Below are 22,641 nucleotides of genomic sequence, written 5' to 3' on the forward strand. Positions count from 1 at the left end.
TCTCCTTGGGTGTGTGGTCCCCGATGTCGTGCGTGCCCCTGAGTGTGGGGCCGGGTCAGGCGCCGCGGCGGATGCGACCCGCGTACAGCGCCTCCAGCCGGAGGTTGTGCGCGTCACCCTCGGGGACGTTGGCCGAGAGGTAGACGGGCGGCACTTCGCCGGCTTCGAGAAGGTTGCGTACGGTCTGGATGACGACGAGCTGGGCGAGCAGGGCGGAGGTGATCGTGGAGACGGCTCCGACGGAGGCGCCTCCCCCGGGCAGGGACAGGACGGCGTCGCCGTACGGCGCACGGTTGTCCAGGACGACGTCGGCCAGGTCGGCGAGCTTGCGCCCCGAGGGGTGGCGGGAGGCGACGGCTGCGCCGTGGGCGCGCGAGGTGATCGCGATCAGGTCGTGACCGCGCTCCTTCACGAGGGCGGCGAGCTCGACGACGACGCCGTTCACGCCGGAGTTGGAGATGATGACGAACAGGTCGTGATTCTGGACCGGCGCCAGGTCGAGGATGGTGCGGGCGATGGTGGGGTCGCGTTCGAGGTCGTAGCGGTCGAGCTCGGAGCGGGGCGCGTCGCCGTGCAGCACGATGTCGCGCAGCGCGAGGCGGTTGGTGGGCACGAGACCGCCCGCGCGGCCGGCGATCTCCATCGCCACCGCCTCGGAGTGGCCCGAGCCGAACGCCTGGATGACGCCGCCCGCGGTCAGGGCCTTGGTGAACAGGTCGGCGGCGCGCGGGATCTCCGGGTCCTCGGGGATGACCCGCACGAGGTCGGCGACGTGTCCGGCGTAGTCTTCGCGGCTTACTGTCATGACTCCTCTTCTGGAAGGCCCTGCTGGGGAAGGTGCTGCTCGGAAAGATGCTGCTCCGGTAGACGGTGCTCCGGTAGACGGTGCTCCGGTAGACGGTGCTCCGATGGACGGTGCTCCGGTAGACGGTGCTCCGATGGACGGTGCTCCGATGGACGCTGCTCCGATGGACGCTGCTCCGGTAGACGGTGTCCGGCGACAGCCCGGACCGTGACGTCGAAGGCCTGCTTGGTCCGCTCGTAGGTGCGCTGGGCGACCGACACGTACACGACGTCGAGCACCAGCAGCTGCGAGTGAATGGCGGCGAACCCCTCCGACCGGAAGCTGGTCGCCCGGCTGGCCGTGGTGAGCACCAGCTCGGCCACCTCGGCCAGCGGCGAGCGGGGCTGCGAGGTGACGGCCACGCTGATCGCGCCATGGCTGCCCGCCTCCGCGAGCACCTCGATGACCTCGCGCGTCCTGCCGCTGTGGGAGATGCCGATGGCCACGTCGCCCTGGCCGAGCAGCGCCGCGTCGGTGAGCGCGGTGTGGGCGTCGGACCTGCTCCAGGTCGGCACCCCCATGCGCTGCAGGCGGTACTCCATCTCGCTGGCCACCGCCGCGCTGCTCGACACCCCGAACAGCAGCACCCGGCCCGCCCGCGCCACGGCCTGGGCGACCTTGTCGACGACGGCGAGGTCGAGCTGGTCGCGCGTCTGCTGGATCAGCCGGATGTCGTTGGCGGACACGACGCCGAGCACCCGGTCGAGGCTGTCGTCGGGCAGGATCTCCTGGCCGATGTCGGTCTCCCACGTCTGCTGCGCCACCCGCCCGGTCTCGGTCGCGATGGCCACGCGCAACTCGGCGTACCCGGTGAAGCCCAGGGCGCGGCAGAAACGGGTGATGGTGGCGGTGGACGTCCCGCTCCGCTCGGCCAGGTCGACGATGGTCATCCGGGCGGCGTCGGCCGGGCCGCCGAGAATGGCGTCGGCCACTTTGCGCAGCGCCTCGGGCATGTCGTGCCGGTCGGTCGCGATGCGGTTGAGGAGGTCCACGCGGCGATAATTATGCCCAGATCTGGTGCAGTCAAGGGCATTTGGGCAATAATTTTTGACATGCAGCTGGTGCTGGGCGTCGACGCGGGCGGCACATCCTCGCGGGCCGCGCTGTTCACGGTGGAGGGCGAGCCGGTGCGGCGCGGGTCGGCCGGCGGAGCCAACCCCGTCACGCTCGGCATGGAGGCCGCCTCCGCGAACCTCGCCGAGGCCGTGCGGGCGGCGCTGTCCGGGGTCTCGCCGTCGCGGGTGAAGGCGGTGGTGGTCGGGCTGGCGGGAAACCCGGCGCTGTGCGCGTCCCTGTCCGACCGCGTCCTGCGCGCCGCCCTCCCGGAAGCCTTTCCCACGCGGACGGACGACGCCGCCCCGCGCGTGCGTACGGTGGGCGACGTCGTGACCGCGTTCGTCTCCGGCACGGCGTCGCCGTCGGGCACCGTGCTGATCTCGGGCACGGGGGCCGTGGCGGCGAGCATCCGCGGTCATGCGCCGGTCGCCACCGCCGACGGGTACGGCTGGCAGCTCGGCGACGAAGGCTCGGCCTTCTGGATCGGCCGCGCCGCCGCCCGCACCGCCATCCGCGCCGTCGCCGCCACCCCGGGCCCGCTCACCTCCCTCGTCGTCCGCCGCCTCCTCGGGGAGTGCGCCTGCACCACCCACGGCGATCCCGTGGCGCGGCTGGCGGAGGTGGTGCACGCGCGCCACCCCTTGGCGCTGGCCGAGCTGGCGCCGCTGGTGAGCCGGGCGGCGCGAACCGGCGATCCGGCGGCCGTGTCGATCGTCGAGGAAGCCGCACGCCGCCTGGTCAGGACCGTCTCGGCGGTGCACGAGCCGGGCCTGCCGATCGTCCTGTCCGGCGGCGTCCTCACACCTGAGGGCCCCGTACGGGATGCCGTACGAGATCTCCTGGAAGGCGCCGGGACGGTCACCGTGGCGGGCGACGCCGCGGGGGCGGCGGCCTGGCTGGCCGCGCAGGCGTTCCTGGACCCACGGGAGTCGCGCGCCCGCCATACCCGCTTCACCGGAGCCCGGCCGCACGGGGAGCGAGCCACAAGCTGGACGGAGAGTGGATAGCGTTATTATCTGCCGGATGCGGATCTCGGAGCTCAGCGTCAGGTCGGGTGTCGCGATCCCGACGATCAAGTACTACCTGCGCGAAGGGCTGCTGCACCCGGGCGAGCAGACCGCCGCGACCAGGGCCGAGTACGACGACTCCCACCTGCGGCGGCTGCGCCTGATCCGCACCCTGCTCGACGTCGGCCGGCTCTCGGTCGCCGCCATCAAGAAGGTCGTCGCCGCCGTCGACGACCCGTCGCTGCCGATGCACGTGACGCTGGGCACCGCCCACAACGCCCTGAGCGTGCCCGTCGAGCCCGAGCCCGGCGACGAGTGGCGGGCGGCGCGATCCCAGGTCGACGCCCTCCTCGACGACCTCGGCTGGGAGGTCGCCCCGGCCGCGCCCACCCGTGACGAGCTGGCCCACACCCTGGTCCGGATGCGTCAGCTGGGCCTGCGGATCGACCTCGCGCCGTACGCTGAGGCGGCGCGCAGGCTGGTGGCGGACGTGGAGATGGACGCGATCCCGTTCGACGGCCCGCGCGACGCCGCCGTCGAGGCGATGGTGCTCGGCACGGTCCTGTACGGCCGGGCGCTCGACACGCTGCGCCGCATGGCCCAGGAGTCCGAGTCCGCCCTGCGCGTCACCCCCGCGCGGTGACCGGCCGGCAGGTCGAGTCGCTTCCCCCGGCCACCCCCGCGCGGTGAAACGCTCAACCGGCCGCACGGCGTTCGTGGACGTGGAACGCGGTGCAGCAGACCAGCAGCGCCGCCGCGAACACCGGCAGCCAGGCCGGCCGGGCCAGCACCCAGCCAAGCCCGTCGGGAGCGGTGTGCAGGCCGGGCAGTCTCCCGGCGAGCAGGGCGAGCGAGGCGACCGCGATCATCGCGGTCTGGTGCCAGAGGAAGACCGTCATCGCGGCGAGGTTGGTGAGCGCCACCGCGCCCCAGGCCGCCGGGCGGCGCAGCACCCGCCGCAGCGGGCCGAGCAGCAGCACGGCCGCGCCGCTCTGGGCGAGCCCGAAGGCGACGGCGGCGAGTGAGGGCGGGTCGAGGTTCGACAGCGGCGCCCCCGGCACGCCGACCATGGCGGCGGGGTAGCCGCCCCAGGTGACGAGCGCCACGGCCGCGGCCCCGCCCCCGGCCAGCAGCGCCCATCCCGCCGCGCGCCCCGGCAGGCCGCGGCGGGCCCAGGCCGCCCCCATGCAGTACGGCACCAGCCACCCGGCCACCACGTTGACCCACCCGAGCCCATCCGCTCCGTCCACGGTGAACCGCGCCAGATCGACCACCCCGGCCACGGCGAGCGGCCAGGCCGGATGCAGCCGTGACACCAGCGGAGTCGCCGCCGTCAGCGCGGCGAACACCAGCAGGAACCACATCGGCGACAGCACCAGCTTGACCAGCGCCCACACGCTCTCCAGCTCGGCGCCCCAGGCCAGCATGGCCGGCGCCGCCACCGCCCACACCGCCACCAAGGCCGCCACCGGCCGGAACAACCGGGCCGCCCGCCCCGCGAGCCACCGCCCGTACGACACGCCTCGCGCCCGGGCACGGAGGTGACCGCGCGTCGCCACCAGACCGCCCACCAGGAAGAACACCGCGAGCGTCTGGAACACCCAGGACACCGGGGCGAGCTGCGGCATGGACCGCAGCGGACTGGCGACGCGGACCGTCCCGCTCTCCATGACCAGCGCGGTCACCAGCCAGTGCCCGATCACCACGCCGAGGACGGCCAGGGCGCGCAGCGCGTCGAGCGCGCGGTCGCGATCGGCGGGCGTCGCGGCGTCGAGCCGCGTGAGCAGGTCACGCATCGCCGCCGGCCCGTCCGGACACGATGCGCGCGATGCTCGCCAGCGCCGTGGACCCGGCGGCCAGGTAGTCGCCGTGCCCGCCGCCGCCCGCGGCGAAGACCCGGGCGCCGAACCCGGGCGCGACCGGGTCCTCGCCGAGCCCGACCGTGGCGAACGGCAACGCGATGGAGGCGTGCGGCAGGCCGCCGATCCAGTCCCCCGCCGTGCGGCCGGCCCACACCGTGGCGGGGGTGCGCAGCGCGGCGGCGTCCGGCACGCCGGCGCCGGGGCTGCCGAACAGGACGAGGTGGGCCACGTCCAGGCCCGGCGCGGCCCGGCCGCACACGACGGAGCCGTACGAGTGGCAGAGCAGCGAGATCCTGGCGCCCGGCCTGGCCGCGGCCAGCTCGCGGACGAAGGCGCGCAGGCGGGGCGCGGCCTCCTCGGCACGGCCGGGGGTGACCGCCTGGAGGCTCACACCGTTCGGCGTGGCGTACCCGAGCCAGGCGACGACGGCCGACCGGTCGCCGAGCGCGTCCTTGAGACTCGTCGAGCCGTCGCGCAAGGCTCGGTACTTGTCCAGGCTGATGCCGGCGCCGGGCACCAGCACGGCGATGCGCTCGGCGCCGGCCAGATCGCCGAACACCTCGACGGTCCGGCCGCCGTCACGTCCGTCGAACGACAGGAAGCGCCGCGCGGGATCGGCCATCGCGCGCACCACGGCGGCGCGCCGGTGGTCGCCGTGCCGGGCCGCCGCCCGTTCGGCCGCCAGGATCTCGGCGCGGCCGGCGGCGTACCGCTCGGCGAGTGCGGCCGGGGTCGCGACCAGCGGGGGCACGGGGGCGGGAACGGGCGCGGGCACCGATCCGGGACGTGTCACGCCGGTCAGGGGCCCCGCCAGGGCGGCGACGATCGCCGCGGACAACAAGCGGTGCAGGCGGGTCCTCATGAGCGGTGGGTCCTTCCGTGCCGGGGATCAGTCCTCGGCATCGAAAGTAGGGATCACCGCCTGTAGTCCGACTCCCGCTGGAGAGCGCACCTTTCAGGTAGCTCTGGAGTACTACGGGGCTTCTCAGACGAGGGAGTTGGCGCGCAGGACGCTGACCGCGCTGACGGTCGCGGCGCCGCGCCACTCCATCGCCCCGGCGGGCGAGATCCGCGCGTAGTCCACCGCCCAGCCGCCGTCGTCGCGCTGCTCCCCCGCCAGGCGGACGAGGTCGGCGGCGATCACCTCGGGCTCGAACAGCGTGCGGGCGGGCCGGCCGGGATAGGGCGCGAAGTCGAGCGGGCGCAGCGCCTCGTCCTCGGTGCCGCCCTCCACCCGCACCCTGCCGTCCTCGGGGATGTGGTCGCCGAGGCGTTTGAGCAGCTCGGCGGCGCCGGGCTGCGTGTCGTGGACCGCGTCCAGGAAGCGCACGGCGAACGCCAGCACGTACGCGTGCGGCGGCTCCTTCATCGCGTGGATGGCGTCGAGGCAGTAGCGGGTGGCCCGCTCCAGCCACGGGTGCGCGGCCACGGCCGGGTCGTGGGCGGCGACGCGGTGGGCGGCCGCCGCCGACACGGAGGTGATCTGCAGGGACGACACGGTCGGGTCGCCGCCCGCCCACCAGGGCGCGGTGGCGGCGGTGTCACGGATCGGCAGCGCGAACGGCAGCCCGCCGTCGGGCAGCGTCACCGACTCCAGCCAGTCGCACAGCGCGGCGGCCTGCGGCGCGGTCGCGGGAGCGATCTCGTCGAACACCTCGAAGGCGTGCAGCGCGGCTCCCGGCTCGCTCTCGGGAGAGCGCAGGTCGGGCTCCAGGCCCCAGCCGTACCCGCCGTCGGCGTTGCGGTAGCCCTCCAGCGCCGCGAGGACGCCGGCCGCGTCACCCTCCCCCATGAGCAGGTCGTAGCGGCGGCGGTCCAGCACCCGCGCGTGCCCGGCCAGGAAGGCGGGGACCACGGAAAGGTTCACGTTCATGCGCTCATCGTGCCCGGATTCGGGCCGTGCGCTCTTGTACGTTCCGGACGCGCCTGCGGGCCAGGGCCGCAGCGCGCCCGCACAATGGCAGGGTGATGGACGCTCAGCTGGCACGGGAGAGGTTCGCCGGGCAGCCGGTGGCGCGGCTGGCCACGGCCGACGCCGGCGGGCGGCCCCACGTGGTGCCGGTCACCTTCGCCGTGACGGGCGCGCGCGTGGTGACGGCGGTCGACCACAAGCCCAAGACCACCATGGCGCTGCGGCGGCTGCGCAACGTCCGCGACAACCCGGCCGTCAGCCTGCTGGCCGACCACTACGAGGACGACTGGACGCGCCTGTGGTGGGCGCGCGCCGACGGCACCGCACGGGTCGTCGAGGACGGGCCCGACCGCGAGGCCGCGCTCGACGTGCTCGCCTCGAAGTACGCGCAGTACCGCAGGCGCCGTCCCGCCGGGCCGGTGATCGTCGTGGACGTGACCCGCTGGAGCGGCTGGTCGGCGACCGCTACTCCCGCACCGTGACCGGCCGTTTCAGCAGCCACAGGGCCGCCCGGCGCAGCAGCGTGCGGTGGATCTCGTTGTCGTACGACCTCGTGTCGTGCCCCAGCGCGTCGTAGAGCACCCGCCCCCGCCGCACCGGACGCGCCCACACCAAGGGCCGGCCGTTCGCCGAGGCCAGCGGCTCGACGTCGGGCAGCACGTCGAGGTCGCCGTAGACCTCGTCCACCACGTCGAAGTCCCGCAGGCCCTCGGCCACCGGGTGAGTGCCGTGCACGCGCACGCCCGTCCAGCCCAGCGGCGTGTGGTGGGACTTGGGCCAGCTCCAGCAGCCGCCCAGCACGCGCGGCCAGCCCTGCCAGTCGTCGAAGCAGATGGCCGCCGTGTGCATGCACAGCAGCCCGCCGCCCTGGTCGAGGTGGTCGAGCAGAGTCGTGCGGGCCGCGGTCGGCAGGGAGAAGCGCCAGCGCGGGCGCAGGCCGGCGAAGCGGTCCTGGGGCATCTGCCAGCGCAGCGCGTTGACGGTGATCAGCTGGACCTCGGGCGGCTCGGCGAGCGCGCCCGTGATGTCCTCGGTGATCTCGGATTCGACCCCCACCTCGGCGAGCGTCTCGGCGAGCGCGGCCGACGTGGCGGCGAAGTCGTGGAACGGGCCTCCTGAAAGGATCAGATTTCTCGCCACGCGTCCAGCCCATCACGGTTCCCGCGAACTGTCACATCTTCCGCGACCTCCACGTCCTGTCACCAGGAGGCGACGCGCGGCTCGCACGATGAGGGGGCATGATGCCGGACGTGGACTTCGAGGAGCACCGTCCGATGTTGCTGGGGCTGGCGTACCGGCTGCTCGGCAGCATGTGGGACGCCGAGGACGTCGTGCAGGAGGCGTGGCTGCGCTGGCAGGGCACGGACCGGAGCCAGGTCAGGGAGCCGCGGGCGTTCCTGGTGACGGTGGTGTCGCGGCTGGCGCTGGACCAGCTGCGCTCCGCGCGCGTCAAACGTGAGGCGTACACCGGGCCCTGGCTGCCCGAGCCGGTCATGACGGCGGAGGCGGGGCCGCTGGACACGGCCGAGCTGCGCGACACGGTCTCGTACGCGACGCTGCACCTGATGGAACGGCTGTCGCCGCCGGAGCGGGCGGTGTTCGTGCTGCGGGAGGCGTTCGAGCTGCCGTACGACGAGATCGCGGAGATCGTCGGCACGACCGTGGCCAACTGCCGGCAGCTGCACCACCGGGCCTCCGGCCGCCTGGCCGCGGGGCGCGACCGGTTCCGGCCGTCGGGCGAGGAGCACGCCAGGCTGCTGGCCAGGTTCATGGAGGCGGCCGCGGGCGGCGACCTGTCGGCGCTCACCGACCTGTTCCACGAGGACGTCGTGGCCTACACCGACGGCGGCGGCCGGGTCAGGGCGGCGCTGCGGCCGGTCTCCGGGCGGCGCAAGGTGCTGGGTTTCCTGGCCGGGCTCGCCGCCCGCTATCACTTCACCGATCCTCGGCTGGTCCACGTCAACGGCGAGCCGGCGATCTGGGCGCGCGTCGGCGACCAGCCCCAGCTCGTGGTGCTGGAGTTCCGCGACGGCCTGATCAGCGCGGTCTACGGTCTGCTCAACCCGGACAAGCTGACCCGCGTGAAGCCCGCCTGACCTCCGGCGCGGAGGCGATCTATAGTCGCCCGTATGGATCTCGGTATCTCGGGCAAGGTCGCTCTCGTCACCGGAGGCAGCGCGGGCCTCGGACTCGCCGCCGCCAAGAGCCTCGCGCGGGAGGGCTGCGACGTCTGTGTCAGCGCCCGCGACCCGGAGCGGCTCGCCGACGCGGTGGTGGAGCTGCAGGAGTTCGGCAAGGTCGTGCACGCCGTGCTGGCCGACGTGGAGGATCCGTCCGCCGCGCGCCGGGTGGTCGAGGAGACCCGCGACGTGCTCGGGCCGGTCGACATCCTGGTGGCCAACGCGGGCGGCCCCCCGGCCGGCCGCTTCGACCAGGTCGGGCTCGACGACTGGGACGTCGCCGTCCAGCGCAACCTGCTGGGCACCGTACGCCTGATCCACGCGGTCCTGCCGGAGATGCGCTCGCGCGGCTGGGGGCGGATCGTCACCATCACCAGCCGGTCGGTCCGCGAGGCGATCGACGGCCTGCTGCTGTCCAACGCCACCCGCTCGGCCGTGGCCGGCGTCGTGCGCACGCTGGCCCGCGAGGTGGGCGGCGACGGCGTGCTGGTCAACAACGTGCTGCCGGGCCCCATCGAGACCGACCGGCTGCGGCAGCTCATGGGCGACGAGGAGGCGCTGCGCCGCCGCGGCGAGGAGGTGCCGGTCGGCCGCGTCGGGCGGCCCGAGGAGATCGGCGACGTGGTGGCGTTCCTGGCCAGCGAGCGGGCGTCGTTCGTGAACGGCGTGTCCCTGCTGGTGGACGGCGGCGAGAGCCGGGTCATCGCCTGACCCGGCCAGGCTCCGGGTGGCCGTCCGCCGCATACCCACGCACATGACATCCTTCCCTTAGGAGCCATCGAAGGGGCGAGGGTCATGGAAAAGCCGGTCATCGTGACGGTCGATGACGATCCGGGCGTGTCGCGGGCCGTCGCGCGCGACCTCAGACGGCGCTACGGGCAGCAGTACCGCATCGTCCGCGCCGAAACGGCCGCGGACGGCATCGGCGCGGTCAAGGAGATGAGGCTGCGGGGCGACGACGTGGCGGCGATCCTGGCCGACTACCGGATGCCGCAGATGAACGGCGTGCAGTTCCTGGAGGCCGCCATGGACCTCTACCCGTACGCCCGCCGGGTGCTGCTGACCGCCTACGCCGACACGGACGCGGCGATCCAGGCGATCAACGTGGTGGATCTCGACCACTATCTGCTCAAGCCGTGGGATCCGCCGGAGGAGAAGTTCTATCCGGTGATCGACAACCAGCTCGACGCCTGGATGCGCACCGACCGGGTGGAGCGGACCGAGCTACGGGTGGTGGGCGACCGGTGGTCGGCGCAGTCGTACCGGGTGCGCGACTTCCTGTCCCGCAACCACGTGCCGTACCAGTGGATGCTGGCCGAGGATCCCGAGGGCGCGCAGCTGGTGAAGGCGGCGGGCGAGGGGTGTCACCTGCCGCTGGTGGTGACGCCCGACGGCGTGACGCTGGAGTCGCCCGACCAGGCGACGCTGGCCACGGCGGTGGGCCTGTCCACGACCCCGGCCACTGACTTCTACGACCTGATCGTGGTGGGCGGCGGCCCCGCCGGACTCGGCGCGGCCGTCTACGGCGCCTCCGAGGGACTCAAGACGGTCCTGGTGGAGGCGTACTCGTCGGGCGGCCAGGCCGGGCAGAGCTCGCGGATCGAGAACTACCTGGGCTTTCCCGACGGCGTCTCCGGCCAGCAGCTCGCCGACCGGGCGCGGCGGCAGGCGCTGAAGTTCGGGGCCGAGCTGCTGACCGCGCGCAAGGTGGTCAGCCTGGAGCCGCGCGGCCAGGCGCGCGTGGTCGGGTTCAAGGACGGCGGCGAGATCGCGGCGCACGCGGTCATCCTGGCGACCGGCGTCACCTACCGCCGGCTGCAGGCGCCCGGCCTGGACGACTTCGTCGGCCGGGGCGTCTTCTACGGCGCCGCCATGACCGAGGCGCCGTCGTGCGAGGACTCCGAGGTCTACATCGTGGGCGCGGCCAACTCGGCCGGCCAGGCGGCGGTCCACCTGTCGCAGTACGCGAGCAAGGTCCACCTGCTGGTGCGGGGCGAGGGGCTGGAGAAGTCCATGTCCCACTACCTCATCGAGCAGCTCACGGCGCTGCCCAACGTCGAGGTGCACGCGCAGACCCAGGTCGTCGCCGGCTCCGGCGACGACCACCTGCAGGAGCTGACGCTGGCCACGAAGGGCGAGGAGCGCACGGTCCCCGCGCAGTGGCTCTTCGTCTTCATCGGGGCCGAGCCGTACACGTCGTGGCTGGGCGACACCGTCGAACGGGACAGGCGCGGGTTCATCCTGACCGGCCCCGACCTGGTGCAGCGCGGGCAGCGGCCACGCAACTGGCCGCTGCGGCGCGAGCCGTACTACCTGGAGACGAACGTGCCCGGGGTGCTGGCCGCGGGCGACGTACGCGCCGAATCCATCAAGCGGGTGGCCTCGGCCGTCGGCGAGGGCGCCATGGCCGTCTCGCTGGTGCACCGGTACTTGGAGAAACAATGAGCGAGACCGAGACCCAGATCGGCATCGACGAGCTGCGCAAGCTCTTCCTCTTCGAGCGGCTGACCGACGAGCAGCTCACCACGCTGGCCCGCAGCGGCCGGGTGCAGACGTACGCGCAGGACGAGGACATCGTCCGGCAGGGCGAGCCGGCCGAGTGCTTCGCGGTGCTCATCGAGGGCGAGGTGCAGATGATCAGCGAGACGGTCGCCGCCGGCACCGTCGCGATGCCCCGCACCTCGCAGCCCGGCGTCTACGGCGGCGCCACCGCCGCCTATCTCGGCGACCGGGCGCCGCAGACCTACCAGCACACGCTGCGCGCCACCGCGCCGTCGCGGGTGTTCATGCTGCCCGCGCGGAAGTTCGGCTACATCGTCGCCGAGTGGTTCCCGATGGGGATGCACCTGCTCGACGGGCTGATGTCGGGCGGCCGCATGCAGCGGGAGATCATCGACCGGCGGCAGCGGCTGACGGCGCTCGGCACGATCACGGCCGGGCTGACCCACGAGCTGAACAACCCCGCCGCGGCGGCCGTACGCGCGGTGGGCGAGCTGCGCTCGCTGGTCAAGGGCGCGCGCCGGCAGCTCGCCCAGCTGGCCGAGGACGGCATCCCGCCCGAGCGGCTGCGCGCCCTGATCGAGGTGCAGGAGGCGTGCACGGGCGGCCTGGCCGCGCAGCCGAAACGCTCTCCGCTGGAGATCGCCGACGCCGAGGACGAGCTCGGCGAGGCGCTGGAGGAGCTGGGCGTCGACAACGCGTGGGACCTGGCGCCGCCGCTGGTCACGGCCGGGTTCACCCCTGAGCATCTGGAGGAGATCCGCGAGAAGCTCGGCGAGCGGCACATCGCGGGGTCGCTCAACTGGCTGACCAAGGCCGTCGAGATCGCGCAGATGCTCAACGAGGTGACCGACGCGACCGACCGCATCACGACGCTGATCCGGTCGGCCAAGCAGTACTCCCAGATGGACCGGGCGCCGTTCCAGCAGATCGACGTGCACGAGCTGCTCGACAGCACGATCGCGATCTTCCGCGGGAAGATCCCGCCGGGCATCAGCGTGGTCACCGAGTACGACCGCACGCTGCCGGCGATCCCGTGCTACGCGGGCGAGCTCAACCAGGTGTGGACCAACCTCATCCACAACGCGCTCGACGCGATGGGCCCGGACGGCACGCTCACCATCCGCACCGCGCACGACGCCGACGAGGCGATCGTCGAGATCGGCGACACGGGCCACGGCGTACCGGAGGCGATCAAGGACCGGATCTTCGAGCCGTTCTTCACCACCAAGACCGTGGGCGAGGGCACGGGGCTCGGCCTCGACATCTCGTACCGGATCGTGGCGGGGCGGCACGGCGGTGAGATCAAGGTGCGCTCGGTGCCGGGCGACACGTGGTTCGAGGTGCGCCTGCCGCTCAGGGAGGCGTCCATCGCCCCTGCGTGATTTCTTGGTGCCGATTTGTCAACTGCTTCCTTACCGCATGTAAGGTTTGACCGAAATGCGGGAAGGAGGCGGCGCGGTGATGACGTCCGAGCCGGTGGCGGAGTCCCGTTCGCTCGGCGCGCTGCTCAGGGTGCTCGGCGGCATCGAACGACTCGGCAACAAACTGCCCCATCCGTTCTGGCTGTTCGTGGTGCTGAGCGTGCTGCTGGCGCTGGTGAGCTGGGGGCTCGCCGCGGCGGGGGTGTCGGCGGTCAACCCGGCGAGCGGCGAGACCGTCGTGGCCAGGAACCTGCTCTCGGTCGAGGGCGTGCGGATGATGGTCGGCGACGCGATCGAGAACTACACGTCGTTCCCGCCGCTCGGCACGATCCTGGTCGTCATGCTCGGCGTCGCAGTGGCCGAGCGCTCGGGGCTGCTGGCCGCGGTGCTGCGGTCCGGGGTGTCGAAGGTGTCGCCGAAGTGGGTGACGTTCGCGCTGGCGTTCACCGGGATGGTCGCGCACGTGGCCTCCGACGCCGCGTACGTCGTGCTCATCCCGCTCGGCGCGCTGGCGTTCCGCGCGGTGGGGCGCAGCCCGATCCTCGGCATCGTGGTGGCGTTCGTGTCGATCTCGGCCGGCTACGACGCCAGCCCGCTGATCACGCCGGCGGACGCCGTGCTGTCCGGGCTGACGACGGCCGCCGCGCACACCATCGACCCGTCCTACGTCGTCACGCCGGTGGCCAACTACTACTTCTCGATCGCGTCGTCGTTCCTGCTGGCCGCCGCGATCACCCTCGTGACCGAGCGGGTGCTGGCGCGCCGGGTCGAGACCATGCCGGTCGATCCCGACGCCCCCGACGACGACCTGGGCTCGCTGACGCTCGGCGACGGGGAGCGCAAGGGGTTGAAGGCCGCGCTGATCACGCTCGTGGTGCTCGCCGCCGCGATCGTGGCGGCCGTGCTGCCCTCCGGGTCGCCGCTGCGCGGCGAGGACGGCGGGATCGTGCAGTCGCCGCTGCTCACCTCGATCGCGATCTTCCTCGGGCTCGCGTTCCTGGCCGCCGGCTGGGCGTACGGGAAGGCGGCCGGGACGATCGGCGGCAGCCGGGACATCCCCGCCTTCATGGCGCACGGGTTCCGCGAGATGGCGCCGATCCTCGTGCTGTTCTTCGCCATCTCGCAGTTCCTGGCGTACTTCCGGTGGACCGGCATCGGCGAGATCCTCGCCATCGACGGGGCCGGTCTGCTGCGCTCGGCCGGGGTGAGCGGGCCCGTGGTGTTCCTCGGCATCCTGCTCGTGGTCACCGTGATCAACCTGGTGGTGACCAGCGGGTCGGCGCAGTGGGCGCTGGTCGGGCCGGTGTTCGTGCCGATGCTGATGTTGCTGGACATCCCGCCCGAGTACACCCAGGCGCTCTACCGGATCGCCGACTCCTGTACGAACGCGATCACGCCGATGAGCCCGTACTTCGTGATGGCGCTGGGCTTCCTGCAGCGCTACCGGCGCTCGGCCGGCATCGGCACGCTGGCCTCGATGACCATCCCGCTCGCGGTCACCCTGCTCGTCGTCTGGACGTTGCTGTTCTTCGTGTTCTGGGCCCTGGGCGTCCCGCTCGGGCCCGGCGCGCCCGTCCCCTAGAAAGGATTCTCGTGCTGATCAACGACTGGACCCGGCAGGCCCTGCCGTCCATGCTCGACGACCTCAGGGCCGTGGTGGAGCTGGAGACCCACAGCTACGACAAGCCCATGCTGGTCAAGGGGCTGCGCGCGATCCGCGCGCGGGTGGTGGGCCATCTCGGGACTCCTGACGACGAGATCCTGCACGAGGGCGGCCAGCACGGCGACGTCCTGGAGCTGACCTACCGGGGCACCGCGCCCGGCACGGTGCTGATGCTCAGCCACTACGACACCGTCTGGCCGACGGGCACGCTCACGAGCTGGCCGTTCGCGATCATGGACGACAAGGTCACAGGGCCGGGCGTGTTCGACATGAAGACGGGGCTCGTCCAGGCGGTCTGGGCGCTGCGCGGGCTGCGCGAGCTGGGGCTTCCCCATCCGGGCGTGCGGTTCCTGTTCAACGGCGACGAGGAGATCGGCAGCCCGGCCTCGCGCGAGTTCATCGAGGCGGCCAGCGAGGACGCCCTGGCCACGCTGGTCTTCGAGGCGTCGCTCGACGGGGCGGTCAAGACGGCGCGCAAGGGCGTGGGGCTGTTCAACGTGACGGTCACCGGGGTCGAGGCGCACGCGGGGCTCGACCCGTACGCGGGGGCGAACGCGATCCACGCCCTCGCCGAGATCGTCACCACGCTGGCCGGGGCCGGCTCGCGTGAGCGCGGCACGACCGTGAACGTCGGCCTGATCAACGGCGGAACCGGGCGCAACGTGGCCGCGGGGCGCGCGACCTGCGGCGTGGACGTGCGGGTCGCCGACCCGGCGGAGATGGCGCGGATCGACGAGGTGTTCGCGGGGCTGCGGGCCTCCGACCCGCGCGTGACGGTCGCCGCGACCGGCGAGTGGAACCGGCCGCCCATGGTCCCGAACGCCCCCTCGCAGCGCCTGTTCAAGGAGGCGCAGGCGGTGGCCTCCGGGTTCGGGTGGCAGCTGGAGGAGACCGCGGTCGGCGGCGCCAGCGACGGGAACTTCGTCTCGGCGCTGGGCCGGCCGGTGCTGGACGGCCTCGGCGCCGTCGGCGACGGAGCGCACGCGCGGCACGAGCACGTGCTGGTCGAGCACATCCCCGAGCGCACGGCCCTCGCGATCGGCCTCATCAGCGCCCTGGCGTAGGTCTCAGGCCGCCGCGAAAGCCTTGCCGGGGCGGACGGTCAGGTCAGCGGGAGGCCGGCTTCCAGGTGGGCCAGGGCCTGGTCGGCCTCCGCCAGGGCGTCCATGCCCGGATCACGTACCCAGGCGAACCAGAGGGCCACCAGGACGCCCGCGATCGCTCCCGTGATGTTGCGGATCTCCGGGTCGTCGGGCTCGCGGCCCTCGCGTCGCGCGAGCGTCTCCTGGAGGGTCCTGATCTCGCCGGTGACGCCCTTGAGGCTGGCCGCCCACAGCTCCGGGACCGTGGCCATGAGCCTCTCCCGTTCCAGGCTGTCGGCGCGCTCCTCGGGCGTCTGCGCCTCGACCGCCGCCCGCAGCGCCCGGCGTACGGCGCTCACCGGGCCGAGCTCGGGCGGCAGCGCCCGGAGCGCCTCTATGAAGGGCGGGAACTGGTCGACCAGCACCAGATCCTCTTTGGTGGCGAAATAGCGGAAGACCGTGCTCGGCGCCACCTCCGCCGCCTCCGCGATCTTCTCGACCGTCGTGGCCGCGTATCCCTGCTCGCGGAACAGCCGCAGCGCCTCCTTCTGGATCGACGCCCTCGTCTTGGCCTTCTTCCGCTCACGCAGGCCCGGTCGGTCGTTCATGACTTCGCATTCTGGGCGGTGCGGCGCCCGGGCGTCCACGCACACTTTCTGCTAGCCAGCTGTCAAATGAGAGCCTACTCTCAAAATATGCGACTTCCCGAGCACCGCGACCCGGCATGCCCCTTCGACCCGCCGCCCGAGCTGCGCGGGCTGCCCGCCATGACCCGCCTGGAGTTCGCCGACGGCCATCCGGGCTGGCTGGCCACCACGATGGCGGCGGCCAGGGTCGTGCTGGGCGACCCCAGGTTCAGCGCCCGCCAGGAGCTCAAACACGTCCCCGTACGCTCGGCCCGCCCCGGCGGCCCCGCCGCCCCGGCGCCGCCGGGCTTCTTCGCCACCATGGACCCGCCCGCCCACACCCGTTACCGGCGCCTGCTCACCGGCCGCTTCACCGTCCGCAGGATGCGCGAGCTGGAGCCGCGCATCGAGCGGATCGCCGCCGACCACCTCGACGCCATGGCCGCCGCCGGGCCGCCCGCCGACCTGGTCTCCGCGTACGCGCTGCCGATCCCGTCCCTGGTCATCTGCGAGCTGCTCGGAGTCCCGTACGACGACCGCGGGTTCTTCCAGGAGCGCACGGCGCGCATCGTGCGGGGCCATGACACGGCGGAGGCGATCGCCGACCTGTCGGCGTACCTCGGCGAGCTGGTACGGCGCCGCCGAGCCGAGCCGGCCGGCGACCTGATCAGCGACCTGACGGGCGACCTCACCGACGAGGAGCTGGCCAACGTCGCCATGATCCTGCTCGTCGCCGGGCACGAGACCACCGCCAACATGCTGGCTCTGGGCACGTTCGCGCTGCTGGAGCACGGGTCGGCCTACGAGGAGGGGGCGGTCGAGGAGCTGCTGCGCTGGCTGTCGGTCCTGCAGCTCGGCGCGCCGTCCAGGGTCGCGCTGGAGGACGTCGAGGTGGCCGGCACGCCGGTCAGGAAGGGCGAGACGGTCGCCCTGACCCTGTCCGTGATCAACCGCGACCCGGACGAGTTCGACGACCCCGAGGCGCTCCTGCCCGGCCGGCCGGAGGCCCGCAGGCATCTCGCGTTCGGCCTCGGCGTCCACCAGTGCCTGGGGCAGCAGCTCGCCAGGGTCGAGCTGCGCATCGGCTACCGGGCGCTGTTCGACCGCCTCCCCGGCCTGCGCCTCGCCGTGCCGGCCGCCGAGGTGCCGCTGAAGCAGGGCGCCGCCGTCTACGGCGTGGAGAGCCTCCCGGTGACGTGGCCGAGCTGATCATCTGCTCTGGGAGGAATCATCCTGGATTGTTAGGCTCGGGGCCCAAGTGATTAGTGCGGAGGTCCGATGTACTGCGATCCCAGGTTCTCCCGTGTGCGTGAGGTGTTCGAGCGGCAGTTCGCCGAGGGGCAGGAGCTGGGCGCCGCCTTCGCCGTCCACCTCGACGGTGAGCTGGTCGTGGACCTCTGGGACGGCGTCGCCGACCGGCACACCGGGCGGCCCTGGGAGCGCGACACCCCGGCGTTCGCCTATTCCTGCACGAAGGGCGTCGCCGCCGCCGTGCTGCTGCACCTCGCGGAGCAGGGGCTGGTGGACGTGACGGCGCCGGTCGCGGACGTGTGGCCGGAGTTCGCCGCGAACGGCAAGGAGTCGGTCACCGTCGAACATCTGCTCACCCACCAGTCCGGGCTGCCCGCGGTGGAGGAGCCGGTGCCGGTGGAGGAGTTCGAGGACCAGCCGGCGATCGCGGCCCGGCTCGCCCGCCAGGCCCCCGTGTGGGAGCCGGGGACGGCCCACGGTTATCACGCCCTCACGTACGGGTTCCTGGTCGGCGAGGTGGTCAGGCGGGTGAGCGGCAAGTCGGTGGGCGAGCTGGTCGCCGCCGAGATCGCCGGGCCGCTGGGCCTGGAGCTGTGGGTCGGGGCGCCGGACTCCGTGATCGCCCGTACGGCCCGGCTCAAGGCCGCGGACCGTCCCCGTTCCGGCCGGACCGGGGAGCCGCCCTCGGCCGACCCGCGAGCCGTGGCCCCGACGGTCGGCGAGGAGGCCACGGACGGCGGGCGGATGGAGGACCTGCTGGCCCAGATGGCGCGGGCCGCGCTCGACCCCGGCAGCCTGATGAACCGGGCGCTCGGCAACCCCGGCATGCACCTGCTCGAAGGCGGCGCCAACAACCCGGTCATCCTGCGCGCCGGCTGGCCGGCCGCCGGGGTGGTCACCACCGCCCGGGGGCTGGCCGGCTTCTACCGTTCGGTGGTCTCGGGCGACATCCTGCGGCCGGAGACGCTCCAGGAGGCCATGCGGCCCCGGGTGGACGGTCCCGACCGGGTGCTGTTCCTGCACAGCTCGTTCGGGCTGGGCTTCATGCGTCCGTCGATGACGTTCCCGATGCCGTCGCCGACGGCGTTCGGCCACTCGGGCATGGGCGGCTCTCTCGGCATGGGCGACCCAGAACGCCGACTCGGCATCGGCTACGTCATGAACAGGATGAGCAGCGGGGCCTCGGGCGGCATGCGCGCCCCCAACCTCGTGCAGGCGGTCTACGACTCGCTGTGAGTCACTCATCGTCATGGCGCATTGACGGTGGGCGAAATATCTGCGGTCGTGACAACCCCAACCCCGGGTGAGACCGTCGAACCGGTGAGGGCTTGCCGATGGGGGTAGGACTTGGTCCCTGGTTATCGTGACGTACGCCAGCTCGGCGCCGGTCGCACCGGCCGCGTCTTCCTGGCCACCTACGAGGCGACCGGTGCGCACGTGGCGATCAAATACCTGAACGCCACCCTGCGCAGGGACGCCGAGTTCATGGACCGCTTCCGCTCGGACACCCATCAGCTCGTCGAGATCGACGACCCCAACGTGGTGCGGCTCTACGAGTACGTCGAGATGCCGACCAGGGCCGCCGTCGTCATGGAGCTGGTGGACGGCGTGTCGCTGCGCACGCTGCTGACCGAGCACGGCCGGACCAGCCCCGAGGCGGCGCTGGCCGTGCTGAAGAGCACACTGCTCGCCCTGGCCGCGGCCCACGAGCGCGGCGTGCCGCACCGGGACGTCAAGCCGGACAACATCCTCGTCCAGGCCGACGGCACCAGCAAGCTGGCCGACTTCGGCGTCGTGGTGCACGCCGAGGAGCCGGGCGTCCCGGCGGGCACGCCCGCGTACATGTCGCCGGAGCTGTGGACGCGCCACCAGGCGGGGCCGTCGGCCGACCTGTACGCGGCGGCCTGCGTGCTGTTCGAGGCGGTGCGGGGGCGGGCGCCGTACCGGGCGTACAAGGAGGGGGCGGACGCCGAGCCGGACGTGCCCGCGCTGCGGGACAAGCACCTGGTGGAGCCGGTGCCGCTGGAGGTGGCCCCGGACACGCTGCGCGACCTGCTCAAGCGCGGGCTGGCCAAGGACCCGGCGGCCAGGTACGCCTCGGCGCGGCAGTTCGCGGCCGAGGTGGAGGAGGATGCGGTCGCCGGGTACGGCCCCGACTGGGAGAAGCGCGGGCGCCGGCACCTGGCGGAGCAGGCCACGCTGCTCGCCCTCCGCTTCCCGCTGGCCAGGACCGACCGGGAGGCCGCGGCCGGGATCCGCGACCGTATGGCATGGATGCCGCGCTTACCTCCGCAGCTGTGGGTGGCCGGCGCGACCGTCGTCGCGGCGGCCGTCGCCATCATGGTGTCGGGCGGACGGCTCCCGCCCGGCCCCGGGACGATCCTCATGCCGCCGCCGGAGACGCAGAGCGAGCCCGAGCCCGCCGCCCGGACCACACGGACCACGCCGCCCACGCGGACCCCCGCCGCCGCCACGACGCCGGGCCCGCGCCCCTCGGCCACCGCCCCCAGGCGTACACCGAGCGCCGCGCCGAGCTCGCGCACCGCTCCCCCGCCTCCGTCCCCCACGCGGGCCCGGGGGTCGGCCTCGGTGCCGAGCCCCGTCGTACGGACGGCCGGCATCGTGCGGTGGAGCGGGACGGCCGGGGCGGTCACCGTGTCGGCCACCGGCACGGGACCGGTGCGGTTGCGGATCTCGTACACCCGCAGAGACGGCGACGCGGGTGTGGCCAGGACCCTGCGCGAGGAGACCCGCACGCTGCGCGGGAGCACCGCCTACACCAGCGAGGTGGCGCACGATCCGGGGGACGTCGCCTGCGGCGAGCGGGCGTACCTGGGGCTGGTCGTCATGACGGAGCCGGCGGCGGGCAACGGGCCGCAGGTGAGCGAGGTGGCGGTGCACGGGCCCGCCTGTCCCCCGGCCCCGACGCCGAGCCGCTCGACCGCCTCCACCTCAGATCCGACGCCCACGCCCACGCCGAGCCCGTACGTCACCGGGTCGGCCACCGTCCCGTCCGGCTCGTCGCGCGCGGCCTCCCCCACGTCGGACCCGCCGGACGACTCCCCGCCACAGCCGTTCCGCCGGCCCACCGACGGCTTCTCGCCGCAGCCGTCTCTCGAACGGCTGCTGCCGGCGTCGCCGTCCGCCGAACAGGACGGACCGGAACCCGCGCCTGATCCGCATGTCGAGAACGAGCCGTGGGACGGCGGATAGCGAACTATCACCCAGAGGTAGATCTTTACCGATTAAACCACCCGCGCATGGACATTTCTGGCACCGTTTTGACCTGCAGTTTCCATCCGCGCAAGGGTCTTGACCCTCCCTTGACGCGTGCCTGGTCAGTGTTACGGGCGGGTAACCTCACTGACCGCAGAAGATGCCAACCATCCGGTTTGGCCACACTTGTCCCGGTGTACCCACTGTTACCCAGGGCTGCGTGGATAAACCGGTCTGCCCGGAAGGTTCTTCCCGAGGTCCATGACGCCAGAGATCCAGAAGTTCATCGAACTGCTCGAGGGCCAGCTCGGCTACCGCGAGAAGGGCGACGCGTACACCAAGTTCGGCCACTGGTACGGCAAGCACGTCGAGTTCGACGACGACTTCACCAACGCCCCTTGGTGTGACATGTACATCTCCTGGGCCGCGCACAAGCTGGGCTACGAGGAGTGGATCGGGCAGTTCGCCTGGACCGTGGAGCACGCGAAGTGGTTCAAGAAGCAGGGCGCGTGGGGGAAGAAGCCCGAGGTCGGCGCGATCGTCTTCTACGACTGGAGCGGCTCGAACAGCATCGACCGCATCGACCACGTCGGTGTGGTGACGAAGGTCGAGGGCGGCCGCATCCACACCATCGAGGGTAACGTCGACGGCGGTGTCGCCAAGCGCAAGGAACGTGACACCAGCAAGGTGGTCGGCTACGGCTACCCCGAGAAGGTCAAAGCCCGGCTGGAGCGGAAGGCGCAGGAGAAGGCCGGGCGGGTCGAAGGCGAGCTCCCCGGAGAGTCGCTGAGCTCGTTGATCCCGGGGGGCCGCATCCATTCCGGAGGCCCCGCAGGACACGGCGACCGGTCACAGGGCCAGGTCGACGGCCGGCTCCCCGGCGACGGCGTCCAGGGCAGGACCCACACCGGGGACGAGGTCCGTACGCAGGCCCCGGCCAAGGACCAGGGCCCGAAGCAGGAGGCCGCCCCGGCGCCCCGCTCGTCCTCGGCCCACACGTCCGCCTCGGAGCGGAACGCCGCCCCGCCTCGGACGTCGGCCTCCGAAGGCGCACCGGACGCCACGAAGAAGGCCAAGCACGCCAAACCCGCCACGGCGGACACCACGGCGGCGACCGCCGAACCGCTCCCCACGCATACGGACGCCGCCACGACCGGCCCGCTGCCGGTCATCGACTCTCCCACCACCCTGGTCAGCTCGGCCCTGGTGGCCGCGCTCGCGCTGCTCGCGGTGGCCAGGACCCGCCGCCTCCGCGTCGCCGCCGCCGCGGTGGCCGGACCCCGGACGAACCGGACTCGCGCCGCCCACCGCCGCCACCGCAAGCCGAGCGAGGGACGCCTGCGCAGGGCGCTGTTCCCCGAGCCCACGGCCCAGGAGCCCGCCCTGGAACCGGCCGCCCTGCAGCCGACCGCCCTGCAGCCGGCCGCCCTGGAAGCGGCTGCCCTGGAACCGGCCGCCGCGCTGGAGCCGACGGCGATCCTGGAGCCCGCCGCCGTGCTGAAGGTCTCCACCACGCAGGACGGCGTACGGCGCCCGCGCGCCCGGCACGCCCGGATGCCGCTGGAGACCCGTCCCTTCGACCTCTCCATGGACGGCGCCGGCCGCCGCCACGCCCTCGACCCCGCCGCGCCGGGCCGCGCCGCCGACGTCCGGCCCTTCACCCCCGCCTTCGACACCGACCCCTACGAGCCGGACTTCGACCGCGGCCGGTACGCCTTCGGCGACGAGACCGGCCCGCTGGAGGTCGTCGTCGACACGGGGCCGCTGGAGTTGGTGGTGGACACCGGGCCGTTCGAGCGGATCGTGATCCCGGGGGCGACGAGCGAGTTCGACGCGTTCAGCCCGCCGAGGAGGGGCGAGAACCCCTCCTACCGGGGCCGCCGCCGTCGCCACACGGGCGAGGAGCCCCTCACCCTCGCCGACCTCACCCCGCGCGGTCGCCGGCACCGTAGGGCGCCCGAGGACGACTCCCTCCTGGTCGGCGCGGGCGGCGCCAGGAGAGGCCGCCACCGCGCCTGA

Annotated in this window: 20 protein-coding genes; 13 read left to right on the forward strand and 7 right to left on the reverse strand. The window is 73.0% G+C overall.

Annotated features, from left to right (window positions below):
• Positions 1 to 55 precede the first annotated feature (55 nt).
• Both ACIBP6_RS23385 and ACIBP6_RS23390 read right to left on the reverse strand, forming a co-directional pair.
• The gene (locus ACIBP6_RS23385) at positions 56 to 805 is read right to left on the reverse strand and encodes a sugar isomerase domain-containing protein (RefSeq protein ID WP_397055252.1); all 750 of its coding nucleotides are present in this window, start codon (positions 803 to 805) and stop codon (positions 56 to 58) included.
• Positions 802 to 1,836, reverse strand: a complete 1,035-nt coding sequence (locus ACIBP6_RS23390) for a MurR/RpiR family transcriptional regulator (protein WP_397055254.1) — start codon at positions 1,834 to 1,836, stop codon at positions 802 to 804. Before ACIBP6_RS23390 ends, ACIBP6_RS23385 begins: the two co-directional genes overlap by 4 nt.
• A gap of 60 nt (positions 1,837 to 1,896) precedes the next feature.
• On the opposite strand from ACIBP6_RS23390, the gene ACIBP6_RS23395 reads away from it, so the two are divergent.
• Both ACIBP6_RS23395 and ACIBP6_RS23400 read left to right on the forward strand, forming a co-directional pair.
• Positions 1,897 to 2,907: an N-acetylglucosamine kinase gene (locus ACIBP6_RS23395; protein ID WP_397055255.1), complete on the forward strand. Its 1,011-nt coding sequence runs from the start codon at positions 1,897 to 1,899 to the stop codon at positions 2,905 to 2,907.
• Between the two features lie 16 nt (positions 2,908 to 2,923).
• Positions 2,924 to 3,550 carry a MerR family transcriptional regulator gene (locus ACIBP6_RS23400; RefSeq protein ID WP_397055257.1) on the forward strand — a complete coding sequence of 209 codons (627 nt, stop codon included), beginning with the start codon at positions 2,924 to 2,926 and terminating at the stop codon, positions 3,548 to 3,550.
• Between the two features lie 52 nt (positions 3,551 to 3,602).
• Here ACIBP6_RS23400 and ACIBP6_RS23405 read toward each other — a convergent pair whose 3' ends face one another.
• From ACIBP6_RS23405 to ACIBP6_RS23415, 3 genes are all read right to left on the reverse strand, one after another.
• Positions 3,603 to 4,703 (reverse strand): acyltransferase, encoded by a 1,101-nt coding sequence (locus ACIBP6_RS23405; protein WP_397055259.1) that lies wholly within the window; start codon positions 4,701 to 4,703, stop codon positions 3,603 to 3,605.
• The gene (locus ACIBP6_RS23410) at positions 4,696 to 5,631 is read right to left on the reverse strand and encodes an alpha/beta hydrolase (RefSeq protein WP_397055261.1); all 936 of its coding nucleotides are present in this window, start codon (positions 5,629 to 5,631) and stop codon (positions 4,696 to 4,698) included. The genes ACIBP6_RS23405 and ACIBP6_RS23410 overlap by 8 nt, the downstream gene beginning before the upstream one ends.
• A 123-nt stretch (positions 5,632 to 5,754) precedes the next feature.
• Complete coding sequence (locus ACIBP6_RS23415) at positions 5,755 to 6,642, reverse strand: hypothetical protein (RefSeq protein WP_397055263.1); 888 nt, start codon at positions 6,640 to 6,642, stop codon at positions 5,755 to 5,757.
• Between the two features lie 95 nt (positions 6,643 to 6,737).
• On the opposite strand from ACIBP6_RS23415, the gene ACIBP6_RS23420 reads away from it, so the two are divergent.
• On the forward strand, positions 6,738 to 7,163 hold the full coding sequence (locus ACIBP6_RS23420; protein WP_397055265.1) for a TIGR03668 family PPOX class F420-dependent oxidoreductase: 426 nt from the start codon (positions 6,738 to 6,740) through the stop codon (positions 7,161 to 7,163).
• On the opposite strand, the gene ACIBP6_RS23425 is transcribed toward ACIBP6_RS23420, so the two are convergent.
• Complete coding sequence (locus ACIBP6_RS23425; protein ID WP_397055267.1) at positions 7,147 to 7,821, reverse strand: ThuA domain-containing protein; 675 nt, start codon at positions 7,819 to 7,821, stop codon at positions 7,147 to 7,149. The two genes, ACIBP6_RS23420 and ACIBP6_RS23425, sit on opposite strands and share 17 nt — an antisense overlap.
• Positions 7,822 to 7,919: 98 nt before the next feature.
• Here ACIBP6_RS23425 and ACIBP6_RS23430 point away from each other — a divergent pair, with 98 nt between their 5' ends.
• The 6 genes from ACIBP6_RS23430 to ACIBP6_RS23455 all read left to right on the forward strand — a co-directional run bounded on the left by ACIBP6_RS23430 (position 7,920) and on the right by ACIBP6_RS23455 (position 15,511).
• Complete coding sequence (locus tag ACIBP6_RS23430) at positions 7,920 to 8,777, forward strand: RNA polymerase sigma-70 factor (RefSeq protein WP_397055269.1); 858 nt, start codon at positions 7,920 to 7,922, stop codon at positions 8,775 to 8,777.
• Between the two features lie 33 nt (positions 8,778 to 8,810).
• Positions 8,811 to 9,572, forward strand: a complete 762-nt coding sequence (locus tag ACIBP6_RS23435; protein WP_397055271.1) for an SDR family oxidoreductase — start codon at positions 8,811 to 8,813, stop codon at positions 9,570 to 9,572.
• A gap of 84 nt (positions 9,573 to 9,656) precedes the next feature.
• Positions 9,657 to 11,306, forward strand: coding sequence for an FAD-dependent oxidoreductase (locus ACIBP6_RS23440; RefSeq protein WP_397055273.1), 1,650 nt, complete (start codon positions 9,657 to 9,659; stop codon positions 11,304 to 11,306).
• Positions 11,303 to 12,745 carry a sensor histidine kinase gene (locus ACIBP6_RS23445; protein WP_397055275.1) on the forward strand — a complete coding sequence of 481 codons (1,443 nt, stop codon included), beginning with the start codon at positions 11,303 to 11,305 and terminating at the stop codon, positions 12,743 to 12,745. The genes ACIBP6_RS23440 and ACIBP6_RS23445 overlap by 4 nt, the downstream gene beginning before the upstream one ends.
• Positions 12,746 to 12,824: 79 nt before the next feature.
• A complete protein-coding gene (locus ACIBP6_RS23450; protein ID WP_397055277.1) occupies positions 12,825 to 14,366 on the forward strand; it encodes an AbgT family transporter in 1,542 nt (513 codons plus the stop codon).
• A gap of 11 nt (positions 14,367 to 14,377) precedes the next feature.
• Complete coding sequence (locus tag ACIBP6_RS23455; protein WP_397055279.1) at positions 14,378 to 15,511, forward strand: M20 family metallopeptidase; 1,134 nt, start codon at positions 14,378 to 14,380, stop codon at positions 15,509 to 15,511.
• A gap of 38 nt (positions 15,512 to 15,549) precedes the next feature.
• Here the strand turns inward: ACIBP6_RS23455 and ACIBP6_RS23460 are convergent, their stop codons facing one another.
• Positions 15,550 to 16,137 carry a TetR/AcrR family transcriptional regulator gene (locus ACIBP6_RS23460; RefSeq protein WP_397055281.1) on the reverse strand — a complete coding sequence of 196 codons (588 nt, stop codon included), beginning with the start codon at positions 16,135 to 16,137 and terminating at the stop codon, positions 15,550 to 15,552.
• Positions 16,138 to 16,224: 87 nt separating this feature from the next.
• Here ACIBP6_RS23460 and ACIBP6_RS23465 point away from each other — a divergent pair, with 87 nt between their 5' ends.
• The 4 genes from ACIBP6_RS23465 to ACIBP6_RS23480 all read left to right on the forward strand — a co-directional run bounded on the left by ACIBP6_RS23465 (position 16,225) and on the right by ACIBP6_RS23480 (position 22,641).
• Complete coding sequence (locus ACIBP6_RS23465) at positions 16,225 to 17,364, forward strand: cytochrome P450 (RefSeq protein WP_397055283.1); 1,140 nt, start codon at positions 16,225 to 16,227, stop codon at positions 17,362 to 17,364.
• Positions 17,365 to 17,433: 69 nt separating this feature from the next.
• Complete coding sequence (locus tag ACIBP6_RS23470) at positions 17,434 to 18,642, forward strand: serine hydrolase domain-containing protein (protein ID WP_397055285.1); 1,209 nt, start codon at positions 17,434 to 17,436, stop codon at positions 18,640 to 18,642.
• A gap of 111 nt (positions 18,643 to 18,753) precedes the next feature.
• On the forward strand, positions 18,754 to 20,619 hold the full coding sequence (locus ACIBP6_RS23475) for a protein kinase domain-containing protein (protein ID WP_397055287.1): 1,866 nt from the start codon (positions 18,754 to 18,756) through the stop codon (positions 20,617 to 20,619).
• Between the two features lie 264 nt (positions 20,620 to 20,883).
• Entirely contained in the window at positions 20,884 to 22,641 is a 1,758-nt protein-coding gene (locus ACIBP6_RS23480) for a CHAP domain-containing protein (RefSeq protein ID WP_397055289.1), read from the forward strand.

The sequence above is a fragment of the Nonomuraea terrae genome (genome assembly GCF_044465245.1).
In the GTDB taxonomy this organism is placed as follows: Bacteria; Actinomycetota; Actinomycetes; order Streptosporangiales; family Streptosporangiaceae; genus Nonomuraea; species Nonomuraea terrae.